This is a genomic window from Pseudomonas sp. RC10, assembly GCF_038397775.1.
Lineage (GTDB): Bacteria > Pseudomonadota > Gammaproteobacteria > Pseudomonadales > Pseudomonadaceae > Aquipseudomonas > Aquipseudomonas bambusae.
Window position 1 is genome coordinate 3934269 of sequence record NZ_CP151650.1, and the last position, 17402, is coordinate 3951670.

10 protein-coding genes and 1 pseudogene are annotated in these 17402 nt (G+C 60.5%); 6 read left to right on the forward strand and 5 right to left on the reverse strand.

The features are described from left to right. Positions 1 to 24: 24 nt before the first annotated feature. From AAEO81_RS18015 to gnd, 3 genes are read right to left on the reverse strand one after another with little or no spacing between them, the layout of a single operon-like run. Positions 25 to 843 carry an HAD family hydrolase gene (locus tag AAEO81_RS18015; RefSeq protein WP_341958347.1) on the reverse strand — a complete coding sequence of 273 codons (819 nt, stop codon included), beginning with the start codon at positions 841 to 843 and terminating at the stop codon, positions 25 to 27. Beyond that, positions 840 to 2363 (reverse strand): glucose-6-phosphate dehydrogenase, encoded by a 1524-nt coding sequence (gene zwf / locus AAEO81_RS18020; protein WP_341958349.1) that lies wholly within the window; start codon positions 2361 to 2363, stop codon positions 840 to 842. The genes AAEO81_RS18015 and zwf overlap by 4 nt, the downstream gene beginning before the upstream one ends. Next, positions 2363 to 3340 carry a phosphogluconate dehydrogenase (NAD(+)-dependent, decarboxylating) gene (gene gnd / locus AAEO81_RS18025; protein WP_166597716.1) on the reverse strand — a complete coding sequence of 326 codons (978 nt, stop codon included), beginning with the start codon at positions 3338 to 3340 and terminating at the stop codon, positions 2363 to 2365. Before gnd ends, zwf begins: the two co-directional genes overlap by 1 nt. A 314-nt stretch (positions 3341 to 3654) precedes the next feature. Between gnd and AAEO81_RS18030 the strand changes: the two genes are divergently transcribed. Beyond that, positions 3655 to 3825, forward strand: a complete 171-nt coding sequence (locus tag AAEO81_RS18030; protein ID WP_341958352.1) for a DUF6026 family protein — start codon at positions 3655 to 3657, stop codon at positions 3823 to 3825. A gap of 344 nt (positions 3826 to 4169) precedes the next feature. Next, entirely contained in the window at positions 4170 to 5915 is a 1746-nt protein-coding gene (locus tag AAEO81_RS18035) for a phosphoethanolamine transferase CptA (RefSeq protein ID WP_341958355.1), read from the forward strand. 78 nt (positions 5916 to 5993) lie between these two features. On the opposite strand, the gene AAEO81_RS18040 is transcribed toward AAEO81_RS18035, so the two are convergent. Then, positions 5994 to 7553 carry a TerC family protein gene (locus AAEO81_RS18040; RefSeq protein ID WP_341958357.1) on the reverse strand — a complete coding sequence of 520 codons (1560 nt, stop codon included), beginning with the start codon at positions 7551 to 7553 and terminating at the stop codon, positions 5994 to 5996. 463 nt (positions 7554 to 8016) lie between these two features. Next, on the reverse strand, positions 8017 to 8508 hold the full coding sequence (locus AAEO81_RS18045) for a GNAT family N-acetyltransferase (RefSeq protein ID WP_341958359.1): 492 nt from the start codon (positions 8506 to 8508) through the stop codon (positions 8017 to 8019). Between the two features lie 603 nt (positions 8509 to 9111). Here AAEO81_RS18045 and glgA point away from each other — a divergent pair. From glgA to AAEO81_RS18065, 4 genes and pseudogenes are all read left to right on the forward strand, one after another. Next, complete coding sequence (glgA, locus tag AAEO81_RS18050) at positions 9112 to 10698, forward strand: glycogen synthase GlgA (protein ID WP_341958361.1); 1587 nt, start codon at positions 9112 to 9114, stop codon at positions 10696 to 10698. Positions 10699 to 10724: 26 nt separating this feature from the next. Beyond that, a pseudogene (gene treZ, locus AAEO81_RS18055) lies at positions 10725 to 12540 on the forward strand (malto-oligosyltrehalose trehalohydrolase). Beyond that, positions 12530 to 14602: a 4-alpha-glucanotransferase gene (malQ, locus tag AAEO81_RS18060; RefSeq protein ID WP_341958363.1), complete on the forward strand. Its 2073-nt coding sequence runs from the start codon at positions 12530 to 12532 to the stop codon at positions 14600 to 14602. The pseudogene treZ and the gene malQ overlap by 11 nt, the downstream one beginning before the upstream one ends. Further along, positions 14599 to 17397, forward strand: a complete 2799-nt coding sequence (locus tag AAEO81_RS18065; protein ID WP_341958364.1) for a malto-oligosyltrehalose synthase — start codon at positions 14599 to 14601, stop codon at positions 17395 to 17397. The genes malQ and AAEO81_RS18065 overlap by 4 nt, the downstream gene beginning before the upstream one ends. The last annotated feature ends 5 nt before the right edge of the window (positions 17398 to 17402 follow it).

A 17402-nucleotide genomic window follows, 5' to 3' on the forward strand; every position in this document is an offset into this window, starting at 1 on the left:
GCCAAGGGGCCATGCAACGCCCAATCAGCGCGGCAGGATGTAACGTTCGATGGCCGTTGCCAGCCCGTCCTCCAGATTGCTGCCCGTCACATAATGAGCGTGGGTCTTGACCCCGGTTTCAGCCTGCCCCATCGCGATCGACAGCCCTGCGCGCAGGAACATCGCCACGTCGTTGCCAGCATCGCCAATGGCCGCCGTCTGGGCCAGCTCGACCCCCAGCGTTTGCGCGAGGGTTTCCAGCGCCGTGCCCTTGTTGGCGTCCAGCGCCGTGACATCTAGGTAGTAGGACTGCGAACGCGCCGCCCGTGCGGTCTGGGCGATCAGGGGATTGAGCTGGATTTCCAGCCGCTTGAGCAGCTCGAAATCCTTGCTGGCGGCGACGATCTTGTCGATCCGGTCGATGTAACCATCGAAGTGATCGACTTTCACAAAGTCGTAACCCAGCGTGTTGCGCTCGTGCTCGACATAGTCCCCTTGCGGGTCGACGAGCAGCCACTGATCGTCCGCGAACACCCACACTGACACCTTCTCTCCGGCGAACAGCTCAAGGCTGATGCGCGCGGCCTCAGGGTCGATGCGATGGGCTTTTAGCAGACTGCCGTCCGGGTTGATGATGTTCGCCCCATTGAACGCCACGGTTGGCAGATTGATGCCGAGGGCCTCGATCTGCTGACGCATGGCACGGGGCGGACGGCTGCTGGCCACCGAGAAGCGAATCCCGGCGGCCTGCAATTGGTGAACGGCATCGATGTTGGCCTGGCTCAGGCTGTGATCGGGCCGCAGCAGCGTGCCATCGATGTCCGACAGCATGAAACGGATGAGGGGGAGCGAGGCTTCACTCATCCGAGGCGTTGCCAGCTGTGACCATCACGAGCCAGCAGCTCATCGGCCGCCGCCGGGCCATCTTCACCCGCCTGATACGTCTCGACGTGAGCATCTTTGGTCCACGCATCAATGAACGGCTGCACGGCCCGCCAGCCGTTTTCAATGTTGTCGGCACGCTGGAACAGGGTCTGGTCGCCGGTCAGGCAGTCGTAGATCAGGGTTTCATACCCGGTCGACGGCTGCATCTCGAAGAAGTCCTTATAGGCAAACCCCAACTCGATGGTCTGCATGTCCAGCGTTGGCCCCGGCTTCTTGGCTTGCAGGTCGAACCACATGCCTTCGTCCGGCTGAATCTGGATTTTCAGGAAGTTCGGCTCAACCTTGTCCACGTCGGTGTCCCGGAACTGGGCGTACGGCGCGGGTTTGAAACAGATGGCGATCTCGGTGTCACGCACGCTCATGCGCTTGCCTGTGCGCAGGTAAAACGGCACGCCGACCCAACGCCAGTTATCAACCATGACCTTGAGCGCGACGTAGGTTTCCGTGGTGCTGTCTTCGGCCACACGATCCTCCTGGCGGTAACCGGGGACTTTCTTGTCGCCCACGGTGCCCTCGGTGTATTGCCCGCGCACGGAGTTGGCCAGCGCTTCCATTTCCGACCATGGCCGAATGGCGCCGATGACCTTGGCCTTTTCACCGCGGACCGCATCCGCACCAAACGCCGCGGGCGGTTCCATGGCCACCATCGCCAATAATTGGAACAGGTGATTGGGCACCATGTCGCGCAGTGCGCCGGTGGTTTCATAGAAACCGCCACGGGTTTCGACGCCCACGGTTTCAGCCGCCGTGATCTGCACGTGATCGATGTAATGGTTGTTCCAGAACGACTCGAACAGGCCGTTGGAGAAACGGCTGACCAGAATGTTCTGCACCGTTTCCTTGCCCAGATAGTGGTCGATCCGGTAGATCTGCTTCTCGCTCATCACCTTCAGCAAGCACGCATTCAGCGCCACCGCACTGGGCAGGTCGTGCCCGAACGGCTTCTCGATCACCACGCGACGGAAATGATCGTCGCCTTCCGTCATCAGTCCGGACGATCCCAGACGCTTGGTCACTTCACTGAAGAAACGCGGCGCCGTGGCCAGATAGAACACAGCGTTTTGGGTGCCGGTGCTCTTGATCTTGTCGTCGATGGCCGCATAGGTGCCGTCGTCGAGAAAATCGCCAGTGATGTAGGTGATGCGCTTGGCCAGACCGCCCCATAACGCCGGGTCCAAGGGCTCTTTTCCGCCTTCGGCGACCTTGCTGGCCGCCTCCTGGCGAATGAAATCCTCTAGCTTCTTGGCGAAGTCGGCGTCGCTGACGGTGTTGTGGTCAACGCCGACGATGTGCAGGTCCTCACCGACCAGTCCGTCACGGAACAGGTTGTAGAGGGCTGGCATCAACAGCCGCTTGACCAGGTCGCCGTGGGCGCCAAACAGGAACAGAGTGGTCGCCGGAGCGACCGCAGCCTTTTGCTTGCTTCGGGTTAAACCCATTATTTTGGTTCCTTATGACCACCAAAACCGAAACGCATGGCGGAGAGCATCTTGTCGCCGTACGTGCTTTGTTGACGGGAGCGGAAGCGGGCAAACAGAGAAGTGGACAGCACCGGGACCGGTACGGCCTGCTCCATCGCGGCTTCAATGGTCCAGCGGCCTTCACCGCTGTCGGCCACGGAGCCGGAATAGGCATTGAGCTGAGGATCGGTCGCCAGTGCATCGGCGGTCAGGTCCAGCAGCCAGGAGGAGACGACACTGCCGCGACGCCAGACTTCGGCGATGTCGCCCATGTTCAGATCGAAGCGCTGGTCTTCCGGCAGGTTTTCCGAGTTTTTGGTCTTGAGGATGTCAAAGCCTTCGGCGAAGGCCTGCATCATTCCGTATTCGATGCCGTTGTGGATCATCTTCACGAAGTGACCGGCGCCCGGCGGGCCAGCATGGATATAGCCCTGCTCAGCGCGAGGGTCGGCGTCCTTGGCCCGGTCCTTGGTGCGGGGGATGTTGCCGATGCCGGGGGCCAGGGTCTTGAACAGCGGGTCAAGGCGGTTCACCACCTCGGTTTCACCGCCGATCATCATGCAGTAGCCGCGCTCCAGGCCCCAGACGCCGCCAGATGTGCCGACATCAACGTAGTGCAGGCCCTTCTCTTTCAGCGCGTGGGAGCGACGCACGTCGTCCTTATAAAAGGTGTTGCCACCGTCGATGATCACGTCGTCTTTATCGAGCAGATCAGCCAGCACATTGATGGTGTCTTCGGTCGGAGCGCCCGCTGGCAGCATCACCCAGACGGCTCGCGGCTTGTCCAGCGCAGCCACCAGTGACTTGAGGTCGGTGGCCGGCGTCGAACCTTCGTTGGCGAGCACGGTGCGAGACTGCTCATCGCGATCGTAAACGACTGTCGTGTGGCCATTGAGCATCAGTCGACGTGCGATGTTGCCGCCCATGCGGCCTAGTCCAACAATCCCGAGTTGCATGTAGAGGTGCTCCTTAATTCGTAAACAGGGTGCCCCATTTTATAGCCCAGTGCCGCTTGTAGGGTTAGTCCGGGGAGGCAAACGAAGGTTTCCCGGTGAAAATAGTTTCATGTTGGTGCGTCAAGGACGGGCTTTTTACGCCGTTCGTCGCCAAGACGAAACGACAGTGACAATTAAAAATAAAAAAGTTCCAATTTTTTTGAAAAGAAATCAGAATCCGCGCCGACAAAGGTAGGAAGCATGGACAAGTCGGGTAGCGATCGCGTCATTGCTTGAACCTTACGAAGTTGAATCCGCCATTTGCGAGGTGAGCAATGGGCACAGTACTACCGGCAAGCGTTCCACAGACTCTGTACGTTACCGTCCGTCGCGATGAGCTGCGTCAGCTCCGCGAAGAACGTGACCAGCTGCAAAAGAAAGTCGCCCAAATGGCCCTGATGCTGCAACACGCACAGCTCGCCAACGGCACGGCCCTTCACGCCTGATCCCCCGCGCTTCACCCAATGAGGCAAGCCCGATTTGCTGGCTTGCCTTCACGCTTGATCCCCTCGCCTGACCCTTCCCCGTTATACGTCTTCTCGGTCGACGAACTTTCCGTCATTTTTCCGACCAGACACATTCCGTAACGTTCCAACCCTGCTCTCAATCCCCGTCCTGACCGGGTTCACACACCGTCCACCGCTGTCTCACATTTTTTTCACCTCACCCTCACCATACTCCCGCACCTTCGCGGAACGTACGCCGGGTCGCTCATGGCCTGCGCGACGCCCCGCTGCAAAAACGAGGCGGCCCATTGCGCCGCTCGACAGATCCATAGCTGGAGCGCCTGATGGCAACGATGAAACGGAGCACCCCCACTCCGAAGGGTTTTGACTGGGCCGGCGTGGCCTGGCTTTTCCTGTTCTTCTGGTACTTTTCCGGAATCACCCAACTGCTGATCCAACTGACCGGCATCACCGGCTTCGCGGGCTTTCGCCAGGCGTTCCTGATGAGCGGTATCTGGCTGGCGCCGATGTTCCTGTTCCCTGGCAAGACCCGTGTCATGGCGGCCGTCATCGGTGTCGTGCTGTGGGCCTGCTCCATGGCGAGCCTGGGCTACTTCTTCATCTATCAGCAAGAATTCTCGCAAAGCGTCATTTTCATCATGTTCGAGTCGAACGTCTCTGAGGCGGGCGAATACATGACGCAGTACTTCGCCTGGTGGATCGTGCTGGCGTTCATCGCCCACACCGCCTTTGCGATTTTCCTCTGGACCCGCCTGCGGCCCGTGTACATGCCCCGTGGCCGTGCCTGGGTCGTTGCCACTGCGCTGCTGGTGGCGATCATCGGCTACCCGCTGGCGAAACAGATGTCACGCTTCGACACGACGGCTGCCGGCCTTGAAGCCTTCGAATCGCGCATCGAACCCGCCGTGCCCTGGCAGATGCTGGTGGCGTACCACCGCTACACCCAGCAACTGGACAGCATGCAGGACATGCTCACCACCAGCAGCAATATCCCGCCGCTGAAAAACCTCAAGGATCAACAGGCCGGCCTGCCGACCACGCTGGTGCTGGTCATCGGTGAATCGACCAACCGTGGCCGCATGCATCTGTATGGCTACCCACGGCAGACCACGCCGAATCTGGACGCCATGAAAAGCGAGCTGCAGGTGTTCGATAACGTCATCACCCCGCGTCCGTACACGATCGAAGCGTTGCAGCAAGTGCTGACCTTCGCTGACGAGGAAAATCCGGACCTGTACCTGAAGACCCCGTCCATCGTCAGCGTGATGAAGCAGGCGGGTTACAAGACCTTCTGGATCACCAACCAGCAGACGATGACCAAGCGCAACACCATGCTCACCACGTTCTCCGAGCAGGCGGACGAGCAGGTCTACCTGAACAACAACCGCAATCAGAACGCCCGCCAGTACGACGGCGACGTGCTGGAGCCGTTCGCCAAGGCCCTCACCGATGCCGCGCCGCGCAAGCTGATCGTCGTTCACTTGCTGGGCACGCACATGGCCTATCAGTACCGCTACCCGGAAACCTACGAGAAATTCACCGGTCGTGACGGCGTGCCTGCGGCCATCGATGACAGCAAGCTGGAGATGTACAACAGCTACGACAACGCAGTGCTGTACAACGATTTCGTGGTGTCGAGCCTGATCAAGACCTACAGCAAGGCGGACCCGAACGGCTTCCTGCTGTACCTGTCCGACCACGGCGAAGACGTTTACGACTCGCCAGGGCACAACACGCTGGGCCGCAACGAGGGCAAACCGACGATTCCAATGTACACGGTGCCGTTCATTGCCTATGCGTCGCCAAAATGGCGTGAAACCCACAACTGGAGCTTCGACAGCATCCACAGCCGTCCTTATTCCAGCTCGAACCTGATCCACACCTGGGCGCAACTGGCGGGCCTGAGCTTCGACGAACTGGACTCGACGAAGAGCCTGGTGAGCCTGGACTTCAAGGCGCGCCCTCGACTGATTGGCGACCCTTATGCGCAGAAAGGTTTGAGTGACTTCGCTGGCATGGAAAAGGCCGCGACTCAAGAGGCGCCGATGCCTGAAGTGGCGAACAAGTAACCACCGTTCAGAAAAAAGGCCTGCGCAATGCAGGCCTTCTTTTTATAAGCGTTATAAGCGTCGATTCAAACGCCCTGATCAGACAGACGTCTTGTGCATCAGCACGCGGGTCACGCGCCGCTCCTGCACGTCAACCACCTTGAGATTCCACCCCTCCCACTGCACCTCGTCGCCCATGACCGGCAACCGGTCAAGCAGGCTCATGATCAGCCCGGCCAGCGTCTGATATTCCTCGGTAGCACGAGCCTTGAAACCGGTGCGTTCGCGCAGGTGAGTCAGGTTCATGGCGGCGTTCACCAACACGCCCTCGCCCTCCTCGACCAGACCAGGCCCCTCAGCCTCGGTCGCGTCCGGGAGTTCGCCTGCAATGGATTCAAGGATGTCGGTCATGGTGAGGATGCCGACGAAGTCGCCGAACTCGTTGACCACGAATGCAATGTGAGTCGATTGCGCACGCATCTGATCCAGCGCGTTGAGGACCGAAAAACTGTCGAGCACGCTGAGGGCCTGGCGCGCCGCGTGTTCCAGGTTCGGCACTGCTTCGGCGAGCAACGCGTTAAGCAGTTCCTTTTTGTGCACGAAGCCGAGAGGTTCTTCTACGCGCCCCTCACGAATCAGCGGTAGGCGCGAGTAGGACGACGCCATCAGACGTTGACGGATGGTCGCTTCGTCATCTGACAGATCGATCACGTCAACGTCGTTGCGGGCGGTCATGGCGCTGCGGACCGGCTTTTGCGCCAGCTGCAACACGCCGCTGATCATCACCCGCTCACGCCGGTCGAAAATGGCTTCGTCCACATCGCCATCGCCGTCGAGCATGTCGGCGATGTCCTCACCCACGTCTTCGACAGCGGGTTTGCGGCCGCCCAACAGCCTCAGCACGGCGTGGGCCATGCGCTGGCGGCGCGGCAGGTTGCCTTTCAGGCTGCGTTTGCGACGCGAGCGCGCGACCTGGTTGAACACCTCGATGAGGATCGAGAAGCCAATCGCCGCGTACAGGTAGCCTTTCGGGATATGAAACCCGAGGCCGTCGGCGGTCAGGCTGAAGCCGATCATCATCAGGAAACCCAGGCACAGCATGATCACCGTCGGGTGTGCGTTGACGAAGGCCGTCAGCGGCTTGCTGGCAATGATCATGATGCCGATGGAGAACACCACCGCGATCATCATCACCGACAACTCGTCCACCATGCCGACCGCCGTGATCACCGCGTCCAGGGAGAAGACGGCGTCAAGCACGACGATCTGCGCGACGATGGGCCAGAACAGCGCGTACGTCGTGGTGCCCGAATGCTGAGCGACATGGCCTTCGAGTCGTTCGTGCAGTTCCATGGTCGCCTTGAACAGCAGGAACACCCCGCCGAACAGCATGATCAGGTCGCGGCCGGAGAAGCTTTTGCCGAACACGTCGAGCAGCGGCTCGGTGAGCGTCACCATCCACGAAATACTCGCCAGCAGCCCCAGGCGCATGATCAATGCCAGGGACAGCCCCAGCACCCGCGCCTTGTCACGCTGCTCGGGGGGCAATTTGTCGGCCAGGATGGCGATGAACACGAGGTTGTCGATGCCCAATACCAGTTCAAGGACGATCAGGGTCAACAGGCCCAGCCAGGCCGTGGGGTCCGCAAGCCATTCCATGGGTCAAGGGTTCCTTTTCAGCGGCTGAGCGCCGGATAAGACGACACCCGGCGTCACCGTGAGGGAGCCGAGACAAATGAAGGTCTTTGAAAACACGCGCCGGTCGGCGAAGAGAAACGAGGGACGAAGATCCGGGTTCAGGGAACGGGATCGGCAACTGGGAGGTTCCAGTGAAAGTGACATGGGTGTCCTGAAATCAATACGGGAGGCGATCCTACATCGCTCGCTGAATTGTCTTACAGGATAGAACTGTTACAAATGTTTTGGATGGTGTTGCTCAAGCAACAGCTCATACACGGTTTCAACCTGCGATCAGATTGACATCGGCTGGTCACCGTCGACCTTTGGGAGCGAATTCATTCGCGAAACGTTGATACAGCCGATACACCCTTATTGGATGTACCGGCCTATCGCGAATAGATTCGCTCCTACAGATGGGTGTCCGGCGAGGGCTTGCAGGTGCCTACAACGCCTTCTGCCAAAACAGCGCCTTGCCCATCTTCGGATCGAGCTGATAGTCCGAGAAACCCAGCTTGCGGTAAGCACCCTGGGCGACTTCATTGCCCTCCAGCACTTCCAGCGTCATTTTGCAGCAACCGCGCTGGCGGGCGATTTCCTCGACCTTGGCCAGCATCTTCTGGCTGATGCCCAGACCACGGGAAGACGCGATGACCACCACATCGTGAATGTTCACCAGCGGACGGCAGGCGAAGGTGGAGAACCCTTCGAAGCAGTTGACCAGCCCAACCGGCTCGCCAGAGATGAACGCCAAAACGCTGAACGCGTGGGGACGCTTGGCCAGTTCGAGCGCCAACTGTTCACGGGCGTCCTGAGACAGCGACTCGCCGCCGCCCATGGCGTCTTCGGCATATTGATTGATCAGGAAACCGATGGCTTCTGCGTGGACCGGATTGGTATAGCTGGCTTGCAGGACCAGAACCTCAGGGGCTTGCATTGACTTCCTCTACAACTCAGGGGGGAACAGACAGAAGACCGAAGGCCCCTCTGTCGCGTGGGTTGGATTCTACCGTGCAGCGCACCAAAAATTCCCGATACAAAAGTAGGATTTTTCTCAATTACGCACGAGATTCGGGCTGTGTTGCACCGAGAAATGGCGACAACAAAAACTTCATGAAGCGCCGGTCGCTAAAAATCACCGCGCGGCTATGCTTCCCAAGCCGCTGCAGAGGGATTGTCGAACAATCCGACCAGCGGTCGTCGATACTGTTCAGGAGGAAAATGTGCGCCAGAACGGCGCATTCCGCGGTCAGGGAATTTCTGTAGCGAGGTGAATTTTTTCCTACAAAAAGCTGCCATCCCGCAGGCCAGACATTTCCCGGAAAAAAAGTCGAAACTTCTACAAATGCCCTGGGTCAGCTGATTAGAGCGCCTATGCTACCGGATGAAGCCCAAACAGAGGCCGCTTTCACCCTGTCCTTACTTATGCAGTCGGTAAATGGGTATCGATTTTGCGTAGGTCTTGTGTGCCTGGCCATAGGACATGGCCTTTTACAACTCAAGTGCTGTACCAACACTGCGTATCGAATGGGAGAAAACGATGATTAGTGCCGCTGTCAAAACCCAGAAGGGAGAGAGTTTTAACCAGCCGGCCAGCGAGCTGACCCATCTGCCGGTCTTCGCAACGACGAGCGCACCTGTGCTGCAACTGCCCCCTGTACAACCCGGGATCTCCATGGCGAACAGGAAAAAGATCCTGTTCGTGACGTCGGAAATGGCCGACTTGGTGAAAACCGGCGGTCTGGGCGATGTGTCTGCTGCACTGCCGCGCGCCATGCGCCACCTTCACGATGTACGCGTGCTGATTCCCGGCTATCCACAGGTCATCAATAGCGGTAACCCGATTCACATCATCAGCGAACTCAGCGGGCACGCCGCGCTCCCGCCTTGCAAGATCGGCCGGATGGACATGAAAGACGGTCTGGTCATTTATGTATTGATTTGCCCGGAGCTGTACGAGCGCGAAGGCACGCCTTATGGCGACAATCACGGTCGCGACTGGTCCGACAACCACATTCGCTTTGCCCGTCTGGGCCTGGCCGCTGCCGACTTCGCCGCGGGCGCGGTGAAAACCCAGTGGTGCCCGGAACTGGTCCACGCCCACGACTGGCCTGCGGGTCTGGCACCGGCGTATATGAAATGGCGCGGCCAGACCACGCCAAGCATCTTCACGATTCACAACCTCGCGTATCAGGGTTTCGTCAGCGTAGCGTCGAGCCGCGAGCTGGGCATTCCCGATTCCGCGCTGGGTCCGGATGGCATGGAATTTTACGGCCAGCTGTCGTTCATCAAGGCGGGCATGGCGTATTCGAGCCACATCACCACCGTGAGCGCGACCTACGCCAAGGAAATCACCACCCCGGATTTCGGTTGCGGTCTGGAAGGCTTCCTGCAAAGCAAGGCCAATCGCGGCCAGCTCAGCGGGATTCCCAACGGCATCGATGAAAGCTGGGATGCGGCCACCGATGAACACCTGATCTGCCGCTTCGCCCCGAACGAATGGACGCGCAAGGAGATCAATGCCGACTACGTCCGCGAGCTGTTCGAGCTTGAGCCGTCCACGGGCCCACTCTTCGCAGTGGTCTCGCGTCTGGTGTATCAGAAGGGTCTGGACCTGACCATCGGCGTGGCCGAATACGTCGTCAACAACGGTGGACAGATCGCGATCATTGGTCGCGGCGAACCGGATGAAGAAGACGCCATGCGCGCCCTCGCCGCCCGCTTCCCGGGCCAGGTCAGCGTCCGGGTCGGCTTCAATGAAACCGACGCTCGTCGCATGTTCGCGGGCAGCGACTTCCTGCTGATGCCGTCGCGCTATGAGCCGTGCGGTCTGAGCCAGATGTACGCGCAGCGCTTCGGTTCGTTGCCGGTGGCACGTCGTACCGGCGGCCTGGCAGACACCATCGAAGACGGATGCACCGGTTTCCTGTTCGACGAATCCACGGTGGAAAGCTACACCGAAGCGCTCACCCGCGCCTTCAACGTCTTCGCCAGCCCTACATTGCTTAACGCGATGCGCTGCCGTGCGATGGCTGCGCCGTTCGACTGGCACAAAGCGGTCGAACCTTACGCCGACCTCTATCAGGAGTTGTTGAAGAAAAACGTGGGCGCTGCACTGCATTACTGATCGATGAATTGAAAAAGGGGTAACGGATGCCTTCGCGCACGGATGAGAACTGGCGCCACGGCGCCGTCCTGCTAGATCCTGAACACACTCGGTTTGCCCTTTGGGCTCCGGATGCCTATTACGTCAGCGTCGAGATCGAGGATGGGCCGTCACTGGCCCTGCTGCCTCAAGAGGACGGTTGGTTCGTCCTCGAAGCTCGATGCCCGGCGGGCACGCGCTATCGCTACACCATCGACGAAGACCTTCATGTGCCTGATCCGGCCTCCCGGGCTCAGGTCAGCGAGGTGCATGGTTTCAGCCAGGTGGTGGACCAGAATGCCTACCGCTGGCAGCACGATGCCTGGCGCGGACGGCCCTGGCACGAAGCCGTCATTTATGAACTGCATGTCGGCGCGCTCGGCGGCTTCGCGGGCGTCGAACAACGCCTGCGGCATCTAGCCGACACCGGCGTCACCGCCATCGAGCTGATGCCCATCGCACAGTTTCCCGGCAATCGTAACTGGGGCTATGACGGCGTGTTGCCCTACGCACCCCAGTCGTCCTATGGCACACCGGAACAACTCAAACACTTGATCGACACGGCCCACGGTCTGGGTCTGGCCGTGATTCTGGACGTGGTCTACAACCACTTCGGTCCGGATGGCAACTATCTGGGTGCGTACGCCAAGCATTTTTTCCGCAGCGACAAGAAGACCCCGTGGGGCGACGCCATCGATTTCCGGCGCCGCGAAGTCCGGGACTTCTTTATCGACAATACACTGATGTGGCTGCAGGACTACCGCTTCGACGGCCTGCGCTTCGACGCTGTGCACGCCATCGAAGACCCGACCTTCCTCAAGGAACTGGCCGAACGGGTGCGTCAGGCAACCGCGCCTGACCGTCACGTGTGGCTGATGCTGGAAAACGAATTCAACGAAGCCCATCGCATGGATCAGGGCTACGACGCACAGTGGAACGACGACGGCCACAACACGTTGCACGTGTTGCTGACCGGCGAAACCGACGCGTACTACACCGACTTCGCCGAACAGCCAACCCATAAGCTGGCACGCCTGCTGGGCGAAGGCTTCGTCTATCAGGGCGAATCCACCCGCCACGGCCACGCCCGGGGCGAACCGAGCGCGCATTTGTCGCCGACCTCGTTCGTGTTGTTCCTGCAGAACCACGACCAGATCGGCAACCGTGCGCTGGGCGAGCGCCTCGTTCAGTTGAGCCCTCCACACGCGCTGCGAGCGGCCACGGCGCTGTTGCTGTTGTCGCCGATGATCCCGCTGATGTTCATGGGCGATGAATGGGGCGCAAGTGAGCCGTTCCTGTTCTTCACCGACTTCCACGACGAATTGGCCGACGCCGTGCGCGAAGGTCGCCGGGGGGAGTTCGCGGATTTCGCGGCGTTCGCCGACCCGGCCAAGCGTGAGCAGATTCCTGATCCGAATGCGCTGAAGACCTTCGAGGCCTCGCGCCCGGCTTTCGACGCCTTGCTGCTGGAAACCGACAAGGGCCAGGATCACCGCAGCTGGCTGGCGTTGTACCGCGAGCTGTTGGCGATTCGTCGCGAGCACATCGTGCCTCGGCTGGAGGGCGCCAAAGCCCTGGGTGCTGCAGACGTGCTCGCCGACAAGGCCGTCAGCGCACGCTGGGAGATGGGCGACGGACAGATCTTGCGCATCGACCTGAACCTGAGCGAGCACGCGGTGCAGGTCGACGAACACAGCGTGCAGCACGTGCTGCATGAGTCCCACCCAAAATCGGCAGAACTTTCCTCGCGCGGCACCCTCAATCCCTACACGGCCATTGTCAGCCTGATATCGAGTGACGTTGGAGGAACAGGATGAGCAATGAGCAACTGGAAATGCTGGCAGCCGAAGCCGGGCTGTCAGTCGATTGGAAGGACGCCAACGCACGCCCGCAGCGCGTCAGCCCCGAGGTCCTGCGCAAGGTCCTCGACGGGCTGGGTTACCCCGCCGAGAACGATGAACACATCGCTGCCAGCCTTGAACGCTTGCAGGATCAAAGCCTCTCCACCACCCCGCCACCGCTGTTAACCGTCGACCACGGCAGCAATCTTGACCTCTCGGCGTGGTTCAAGCCCGAAACGCCGTTCGTGCTGGAGCTGGAAGACGGATCGCGTCTGGACGCCAGGCTCACCGCCAAGGCCGAACTGCCCGCGCTGGCCACAGTGGGTTATCAGCAGCTGGCGATTGCAGGCCAACACTTGACGATCGCCGTCGCGCCAAAAACTGCCTACACCCTGGCCATGGCGGCGGACGTCAGCGTCCCTCGCACCTGGGGCCTGACCTTGCAGCTGTATTACTTGCGCCGCGAAGGCGATGGCGGCTTCGGCGACACCCAGGCGCTTGAAACCTTCGCCAGATCAGCGGGTGAGCGCGGCGCCGCAGCCATCGCCATCAGCCCGGTGCACGCGATGTTCTCCAACGACAGTGAGCGTTTCAGTCCGTACTCGCCGTCCAGCCGCCTGTTTCTCAACGCACTGTATGCCGCGCCGGGCACGATTCTGGGCGAGCGTGCCGTGCGCGCAGCCCTGGAAGAAACAGGGCTGGCGGATGAGTTCAAGCGCCTGGAAGACTTGCCACTGATCGACTGGCCCGCCGCAGCGGCGGCCAAATGGAAACTGTACCGAGCGTTGTACGCAGCGTTCATCGCCAGCGACCACCCGCTTCATCAGGACTTCAACAGCTTTCGCCACGCGGGTGGCGAAGCGCTGGAAAACCACTGCCGCTTCGAGGCCCTGCGCGACCAGTGCGACGTGCTTGGCATCAGCGGCAATTGGCATGAATGGCCGGACGATTACAAGAATCCGCGCAGTGGCGTCATTGAGGCGTTCGCCGCCGACCATCGCGAACAGATCGGCTTTCACGCCTTCGCCCAATGGCTGATCGCCCGTGGCCTGGAACGCGCCCAGACGGCCGCACGCAGCAGCGGCATGAGTGTCGGCCTGATCGGTGATCTCGCCGTGGGCGCCGACGGTGCGGGCAGTCAGGCCTGGAGCCGTCAAGATGAATTGCTGTCGTCGCTGACCGTCGGTGCGCCCCCGGACATCCTCAACCGCGCAGGACAAAGCTGGGGTATTTCCGCGTTTTCGCCCACCGGTTTGAAACGCAACGGTTTCCGCGCCTTCATCGAAATGCTGCGCGCCAACTTCGCCCACGCCGGTGGCCTGCGCATCGACCACGTCATGGGGCTGCAACGCCTGTGGGTCGTGCCCGAAGGCTCTCCGCCCAGTGAAGGTGCCTACCTGAATTATCCGATCGACGACATGCTGCGCCTATTGTGCCTGGAATCGTGGCGCCACAAGGCCGTGGTCCTCGGCGAAGATTTGGGCACCGTGCCCGACGGCCTGCATGAGAAACTCTCGACCCGCGGCGTTCTCGGCATGCGGGTCTTGCTGTTCGAACAGGACAACGCGCACTTCAAGCCCATCATCAAATGGTCCGACGACGCGCTGGCCACCACCAGCACCCACGACCTGCCGACGCTGACCGGTTGGCTCAGTGAGCTGGACATCGAGTGGAACAAGACCCTGGGCCATATCGACGACGAGGCCGAGCGCCGCTGGCGGGGTGAGCGCGAGCGTGAACGCGAAGGATTGCGTGCCGCGTTGAAGCTCAACTATGAGCACGCCCCTCTCGGCAATGAAAGCGACGTGATCGATGGCAGCGTGCGCTACTTGGGCCATACACGCGCTCCACTGGTGCTGCTGCCCATTGAGGACGCCTTGGGTATCGAGGAGCAGGCCAACTTTCCGGGCACCATCGACAGCCACCCCAACTGGCGTCGGCGTTTGCCCGGCGACACCGCCTCATTGCTGGACAACGCCAACGCGGCGCGTCGTCTGGAAATCCTTGCCGCAGCACGTCAACAGGCCGCGGAGCGCGATCAATGAATCACCCAGTCAACTCACCCCTCAAATCACTGCGCGCGACCCAGCGGCTGCAATTCCACAAAGACTTCACCCTCGATGACGCCACGGCGCTGGTCCCTTATTTCGCCGAACTGGGCATCAGCCACGTTTACGCCTCCCCTCTGCTCAAGGCCCGCGCCGGTTCGATGCACGGCTATGACGTGGTCGACCCTCGCGTCATCAACCCCGAACTGGGTGGCGAACCGGCGCTACGTCGTTTGGTGGCCGAGCTGCGCAAGCATGGCATGGGGCTGATTCTCGACATCGTCTCCAACCACATGGCCGTTGGCGGCGCCGATAACCCGTGGTGGCTGGACCTGATCGAATGGGGCCAACGCAGCCCTTACGCCAAGTTCTTCGACATTCAGTGGAATTCCCCCGACCCGCTGCTCAAGGGCCAATTGCTGCTGCCATTCCTCAGCACCGATTACGGCACCGTGCTGCAAAACGGCGACGTGCCGCTGCTGTTCGATGCCGAGCACGGCAGCTTCCGTGTCGAGCACTATCAGCATCACTTCCCGATCAATCCGGGCACCTACGCGCCGCTGCTGAAGGCGGCCAAACGCCCTGAACTAGACGCCTTGGCCGGCCGTTTCTCTGCACTGGATGAAAGTCCCGATGCCTACGACCTGGCAGTGGCTGCCAAGGCCGAACTGACCAAGTGTGTGAAGGACAACCCCGACCTGACTGACGCTATCGAACACGGCCTGAAGCAGTTCGACGGCAAGGACCCGGAAGGTTTCAAACGGCTTCATCAGTTGCTGGAACAGCAGGACTATCGCCTCGCCAGTTGGCGCACGGCGGGCGACGACATCAATTGGCGGCGTTTCTTCGACATTAACGAGCTGGGCGGCCTCAAGGTCGAGCGCTCGCAGGTGTTCGAGGCCACCCACGGCAAGATCTTCCAGCTGATCGCAGAGGGCCTGGTGGACGGCCTGCGCATCGACCACATCGACGGCCTGGCCGACCCTCGGGGTTACTGTCGCAAGCTGCATCGCCGCGTCGAAAGCCTGCTCAGCCAGCGTCCGGCGGGCACCGAGCTGAGCCATGTGCCGATCTTCGTCGAGAAGATTCTTGGTTCCGATGAGCAGGTGCGTAAAGACTGGAACGTCGACGGCACCACCGGTTACGAATTCATGAACCAGGTGTCGCTGTTGCAACATGATCCGAAGGGCGAAGAAGTCCTTGGCGAACTGTGGAACCGCATCAGCGGCCGTACGGCGGATTTCAATCAGGAAGTGCTCGAAGCACGGGACCTAGTGCTGCACGGCACCTTGGCGGGCGATTTCGAGAACCTGGCACAAGCGCTGTTACAGGTGGCCCGCAGCGACGTGATGAGTCGCGACCTCACCCTCAATGCCATCCGCCGTGCGCTGCTGGCGCTGGTGGGCAACTTCCCGGTCTATCGCACCTACATCACCGCGTGTGGACGCTCGGCCGAGGATGAGCGGTATTTCCAACAAGCCATGACCGGTGCACGTGAAATGCTCAACGAAGGCGACTGGCCGGTGCTCGATTACCTCGCGCGCTGGCTGGGTGGCGAGCGCCTGCGGGATTACCCGAACGGGCCATTGCGTGAGATGCGCCGCAAGGCGTGCAACCGCTTCCAGCAACTGACCTCACCGGTCGCGGCAAAGTCGGTGGAAGACACCTCGTTCTACCGTTCGGCCGTGCTCTTGTCGCGTAACGACGTGGGTTTCCATCCGCAACATTTCAGTGCACCGCCTGAGGCGTTTCATGAGGTGTGCATCACTCGCGGTGCAAGCTTTCCGGACAACCTCTTGACCACTGCGACCCATGATCACAAGCGCGGCGAAGACACCCGGACCCGTCTGGCGGTGCTCAGCGAAGTGGCGCCTTGGTATGCCGAACAGGTGGAGCGCTGGCAGCAGTTGTCGACACCGCTGAAGCAGGGCGATCAGGCGATCAGCCCTGGCGACGAGCTCATGCTTTATCAAGCGATTCTAGGCAGCTGGCCGCTGAACATGGAGGGTGAAGACGCCTTCGAGGACTACGCCAAACGCCTCACGCAATGGCAGGAAAAAGCCCTGCGCGAAGCCAAGTTGCAGAGCAGTTGGAGCGCGCCGAACGAGCCCTATGAGAGCGCCTGCCGCGAGTTTCTCCAGCAGTTGCTGCTGAGCCCGGACACCGTCGCCTTGCGTCAGTCCATCGGTGCCACCGCCAACCGCATCGCCCCCGCCGGCGCCTTGAACAGTCTGGCGCAAACTTTGCTGCGCATGACCGTGCCCGGTGTTCCTGATCTGTATCAGGGCACTGAATTCTGGGACTTCAGCCTGGTGGACCCGGACAACCGTCGTCCGGTGGATTACCCCGCTCGCCAACGCGCGCTGAGTGACTTCACGACGCCCGCCGAGCTGCTTGCCCAGTGGCAGGACGGTCGCATCAAACAGGCGTTGATCGCGCAGGTGCTCAGGTTGCGCAATCTCTATCCGACACTGTTCAGTGAGGGCCGCTATCAACCGTTGGAAGTGGTCGGCGAACACGCCGCACACGTCCTTGCATTTGCCCGGGAAAAGGAGGATTTGCGGGCTATCGTTGTGATACCACGTTTGCCGGCTGAACTATTGGGCACTGCGCAAACTCCATTCATCAATGCAGCACATTGGGGCGATACACGAATCCTCCTGCCGTTCGCTGATTCAAATCCAAATTGGAAGGGACTTTTCGCGCAAGCTACAGTCACAGACAACAAGGAATTGTCGCTCAGCGCAGCGCTCAAGGAATTTTCCGTCAATCTGCTTATTCAAACCTTGTAATACCC